Source organism: Aminobacter sp. P4_H6_2 (genome assembly GCF_056400805.1).
On record NZ_JBFUKO010000388.1, the window covers coordinates 1 to 5,112 of the forward strand.

The window sequence follows — 5,112 nt, forward strand, 5'->3', positions numbered from 1 at the left end:
AGGCAACGCGATGGACGAATCCATAATGCCTTTCGACGAGTTCGCCGAAAGCTGTCCTGTCGCCGTCGCGTGCTTTTCCGATCAATTCGCTATCGGAGGCTTCGCTTTCGTCCAGCATCATCGCCATCATTTGTCCGTTGGACGAAAGCTTTTTGGCAATCCTTGGGGTCGTGCGACGTTTTTTCTAGACGGCCTGCCCGGCAACCCAACCCGACGACCAGGCCCACTGGAAATTGTAGCCGCCAAGCCAGCCGGTGACGTCGACGACCTCGCCGATGAAGAACAGCCCGGGCACCGATTTCACCTGCATCGACTTCTGGTCGAGCGCCTTGGTATCGACGCCGCCAAGCGTCACTTCAGCCGTGCGATAACCTTCCGAACCAGCCGGCTTGATGCGCCAGGCATTGACCGCCGCGTCGACCGTCTTGAGCTGCGCATCGGACATATCGGCGAGATTGCCGTCAAATCCGGTGCGTTCGGCGATCGCCTGCGCCAGTTTCTTCGGCAGATGCGCGGCAAGTGCCGTTTGCACTGCCTGCCGTCCATTGGCACGCTTGGCTTCGCGCAAAAGACCTGCCACGTCGGTCCCCGGCAGCATCGAGATCGCGATCTCGTCGCCCTCTCGCCAATAGGACGAAATCTGCAGGATCGACGGGCCGCTGATGCCACGGTGGGTGAAAAGCAAGGCCTCGGAGAATTTGGTCTTACCGCAAGCGACGTCCGCATCGACCGCGATACCGGAAAGCGGCGCCAGCTTCTGCAAGGTATTGGCGTCGAAACTCAGCGGCACAAGTGCCGGGCGGGTCTCGACCACCGGCAGACCGAATTGGGTTGCTAGCTCATAGCCGAAGCCGGTTGCGCCCATCTTGGGGATCGACTTGCCGCCGCACGCCACCACCAGCGACTTGCACGCAACCCGGCTACCGGAGAGAAACAGCTCAAACCCATCTGCGGTCTTGATGACGTCATCGACAGTGGTCGACAGGCTCAGTTCGACACCGTTAGCCTGCATTTCCTCGACCATCATGTCGATGATCTGGCGCGCCGAACCATCGCAGAACAGCTGGCCCAGCGTCTTCTCATGGTAGGCGATGCCGTAACGCTCGACGAGCGCTATGAAATTGCGCTGGGTATAGCGGCTCAGCGCCGAAATGCAGAAATGCGGGTTCTGCGACAGAAAATTCTTCGGGCTGGCATGGATGTTGGTGAAGTTGCAGCGGCCACCACCAGAGATGCGGATCTTTTCGCCAGGTGCTGCAGCGTGATCGATGATTAGCACCGAGCGGCCACGTTTTCCGGCTTCGACCGCGCACATCATGCCAGCGGCACCGGCGCCGATCACCACGACATCAAAGGACTGCATTTCAGATAATTCCCGCTGGATCGCCAGCGCCTTGTCGGCGCGCGCCCCCCTGTTGGTCGGTCAAGGCTGTTCCCGTGCCTGATAACCGAACCTGTTGGGATGGCAAAGTTGGAAGTTACGCCAGCGTTTCAGCAAAAAACGTCGTCAGCCGCTTCCAGTGGCGTTCGGCGCCTGCCGCGTCGTAGACGCTATGATCGGAAACGCACCAGCCATGGCCCATACCGACATAGTTTTCGAGGATGTGGTCGACACCGGCTGCGCGTAGACTTTCGGCCAGAAGTGCCGACTGTTCGGGCGGAAAGCTGCCGTCGACACCTGCCGTACCGACATAGACCCGAGCCTTGAGCTTCGCTGCCTGGCGGTGCGGGCTGTCGGCCGCGTCGCTCGCCAGATTGCCGCCATGAAAGCTTGCCGCCGCAACGATGCGGCCGGGATGGGCCGCCGCCGCATTGAGCGCACGGCCGCCGCCCATGCAGTAACCGACGGTGCCGACGGGGCCGGTTACGCCCTCGACCTTAAGCGCGTCGAGGAAAGCACCGGTGTCACGCATGGTCATTTCTTGCGTCGTTGCGCCAATCAGCGCGCGCAGTTCCGCGCGGGTCTTTTCCACGACGAAAGCGGTCTTGGCGTCGAATGGTCTGTAAGCGCCGCTGCGGTAGAACAGATCAGGCACCAGAACGGCATAACCCTCACTCGCAAGCCGCTCGGCCATCCGATCAAGCGCTGCACGCGGCCCGAACGCATCCATGTAGAGGATGACGCCCGAACGCGCCTTGTCGGAGGATCGGAACAGCCCGGCCTTGGCAAAGCCGTCARCAGTCGTGATGGTGATGTCGCGCTTGGTTGCAGTGGTCATGAACTGTCTCCGTTGCAGTTGCGGAGAACATAGTGGCTTTGCCGGCTCTCGCAACTTCACCTTGCGAGATCAGTCCTGAACCCTAACCGTCCTGGCGCCCACCTGCAGCGCGCGTCCCGCGCCCATGCCCATGACGGCCACGCCAATGCCGAGCGCCACGAACAGGAAGGCGGAGGCCGAAAAGCTGCCGGTCCAGCTGCGGATCAGGCCCACCATAAGGGGCCCGGTTGCCGCCAGCACATAGCCGACGCCTTGCGCCATGCCCGACAGATGCGCCGCGACATGCGAGTCTGGCGACCGCAGCACGATCAAGGTCATTGCAGCTGCGATCAAACCGCCCTGCCCGATGCCTTGCAGGATCGCCCAGAACAGCACAGTCGACGTCGGTGCAAACAGAATACCGAGCAACGCAATCACCGCCGCCGCAGCGAGCGTTACATTGACGCCGCGCTGGTCCTTGCGTCGCACGGCAAAGGACGGCACAGCAAGGCAGGTGACCACCTGCGCCATGACCGACACCGAAACGATAGCGCCTGCGGTGGCGGCATCGAACCCGCGCTCCCGCAGGATCGGAGCCAGCCAGCCGAAGACGCAATAGGCAAGCGCCGACTGCAGCCCCATGAACAACGTCACCTGCCAGGCCAACCGATCCCGCCACAGGCCGACTACGCGAAAGCCACTGTGGCTTGCCTGCCGCCGACTACCGAGCGCCTGCGGCGTCCAGATCATCAGCACGATCAGCGCGGGCACCGCCCAGGCAGCAAGCGCGCCCGACCACGAGCCGGTGAGAAGGTGCTCAATCGGCAGCGTGAAACCAGCGGCCGCTGCCGAGCCAGCGCACAAGGCCATGGTGTATAGCCCGGTCATCATCGCCGCCTTGTCGGCGAAATCGCGTTTCACCAGTCCCGGCAGCAGCACATTGCCGATGGCAATGGCGGCTCCGGCAAGGAAGGTTGCGAGGAAAAGCAGCGGAACCGAGCCGAACCAGCGCAAGCCTGTTCCCAGCGCGAGCAATGCGAGCGCGCCAAGCAGCGTGCGTTCGGCTCCGTAGCGCTGCGCGAGCTTCGGAGCGAAAGGCGCAAACAGCCCCAGGCACAAGACGGGCAGCGTCGTCAGCAGGCTCGCGCCTATCGTTGAAAGTCCAGTTTGCTGCATCACCTCGGGCAACAGCACCGACAGGCTGGAAAACAGTGGCCTGAGGTTGAAGGCGATAAGTACGAGGCTCGCGCCGAGCACGATCTGGGCAGCACGGCTGCGCAGCACCGGTGGCTGGGGCTTGGGCAGGCTATCTGCCTCGGCATCGATGAGTTGGTCATCAAGACCGGTTAGTGCCTCTGGCTGGCGAAAAGTCTGGTTCATTGAGCAAGCAGTCGTTCGAGTTCGAAAAGCACCGGCGCCATGAAAGCGCGCACGGCGGAGACGGCACCGTCGGGATCGCTGGCGGCGATGGCGTCGACGATGGCCGCATGGGCCTGATGGGACGGTTCGGGAAGATCGCCACCAAGGGTGGCGTGGATGGTCTCAGTGATGGCAGCAGTGAAGAAGTCGTAGATCTCCATCATCGCCCGGTTGCCGGACGCTGCGACGATCGATTTGTGGAAAGCGATGTCGCGGCGGATGAAAGCCTCGCTGCCGCCATCCGCGACCGTGCCACGCGCAGCGAGCAGTTCACCCATGTGTGCGAGATCGGCGGGCGTGCGTCGCAGGGCGGCAAGCCGAGCCGCTTCGACGTCGAGTGCGGCGCGTGCTTCCCACTGGTCGCGCAGGCCGGCTCGCTTGACCCGGTCGAGGGCTGCGGAAGGGTCGACGGCGGAGCGCACATAGGTGCCCGAGCCCTGCCGTGTGTCCAGCAGGCCCTGCGAGACAAGCATCCTTACCGCTTCGCGCACAGTGCCACGGCTCACCGACAACAGGTCGCTGAGTGACGCTTCGTTGGGAATGCGCTCGGCCACAGCCCAGCGGCCGCTCACGATTTCGGCACGCAGGCTGTCGGCGGCACTATCGGCAAGATTGGTTCGGATGGCGGGTTGCATTGGCCAATTCATCAAGTCATCAGATGACTTTGGCAATAAGCCCGTGACCGTCTGCCGTCAATGGATCGAATTAGGACAGAGAAACGGCGTGTACGGTACCAGTCGCGCGGTGGGTGCCCGGTTCGGTGCGATCAGCCGAGCCCGGCAAAACTAGCCATGTGAAAGGCCTGCACCTCTGCCGGGTAGCGGTAGGCCATGCCGAATGGACAGGCGTTGCGGTCCAGGCAGCCGCCGGTTCGGCATGGCGCGCCATTTGCCCCACGCACATGGCCGAGGCATTCCTGATAGGCGAAACCGGCGGAGGAATATGCGTTGACCGGACACGCTTTCATACAAGGTTTTCCGACACATGCATCACAAAGGTGAATCGATTTCTCAGGCACTTGAATCGAGATCTCGACATCGAACAGCAGTGCCCCGCGATAGGCATGCCACAACCCATATTCCGGATGCATGAGGATACCGAGCGGCGACGGGCTCAATCCCTCGGCACGCATGGCCCATTGCTGAAACGGCAGATAAGGCCTGTCCGAAGGGGAAACCGCCCGCGCCCCGAACGCGGCTGCCACCTTGCCGATGACCTCTTGCGACCAGGTATCGAGTGGGTTTTTCAAGCCTTCCGACTGGCTCTGCCGCCAGCGCAAGAAATGCAACCAAGGTGCAGGCCCTGCCTGGCCCACCAACAGGACTGACTTGGCGGGGAAACCTGAGAGACCAAACGGGGCTGGTTCTAAGGCGTCGAAATTGAAGCCGCCGCGCAGGATAAGGCCATGGGTGGCCAGGGCGGCCGCGATTTCATCAATATCTTGTTGAGAGGCATGCACCGCCCCTCATCCCCCTGCCGGGACCTTCTCCCCGTA

5 protein-coding genes and 1 pseudogene are annotated in these 5,112 nt (G+C 62.5%); all 6 read right to left on the reverse strand.

What is annotated here, in order from left to right; all coding sequences use genetic code 11:
- A pseudogene (locus tag AC1DUU_RS22455) lies at positions 1 to 127 on the reverse strand (RNA polymerase subunit sigma-70); the annotation flags it as partial.
- Between the two features lie 57 nt (positions 128 to 184).
- Positions 185 to 1,363, reverse strand: coding sequence for a BaiN/RdsA family NAD(P)/FAD-dependent oxidoreductase (locus AC1DUU_RS22460; protein WP_476785599.1), 1,179 nt, complete (start codon positions 1,361 to 1,363; stop codon positions 185 to 187).
- 115 nt (positions 1,364 to 1,478) lie between these two features.
- Positions 1,479 to 2,219, reverse strand: a complete 741-nt coding sequence (locus tag AC1DUU_RS22465; RefSeq protein ID WP_476785600.1) for a dienelactone hydrolase family protein — start codon at positions 2,217 to 2,219, stop codon at positions 1,479 to 1,481.
- Between the two features lie 69 nt (positions 2,220 to 2,288).
- Entirely contained in the window at positions 2,289 to 3,578 is a 1,290-nt protein-coding gene (locus tag AC1DUU_RS22470; RefSeq protein WP_476785601.1) for a CynX/NimT family MFS transporter, read from the reverse strand.
- Entirely contained in the window at positions 3,575 to 4,252 is a 678-nt protein-coding gene (locus tag AC1DUU_RS22475) for a FadR/GntR family transcriptional regulator (RefSeq protein WP_476785602.1), read from the reverse strand. The genes AC1DUU_RS22470 and AC1DUU_RS22475 overlap by 4 nt, the downstream gene beginning before the upstream one ends.
- Positions 4,253 to 4,383: 131 nt before the next feature.
- The gene (locus tag AC1DUU_RS22480) at positions 4,384 to 5,076 is read right to left on the reverse strand and encodes a hypothetical protein (RefSeq protein ID WP_476785603.1); all 693 of its coding nucleotides are present in this window, start codon (positions 5,074 to 5,076) and stop codon (positions 4,384 to 4,386) included.
- Positions 5,077 to 5,112: the final 36 nt, after the last annotated feature.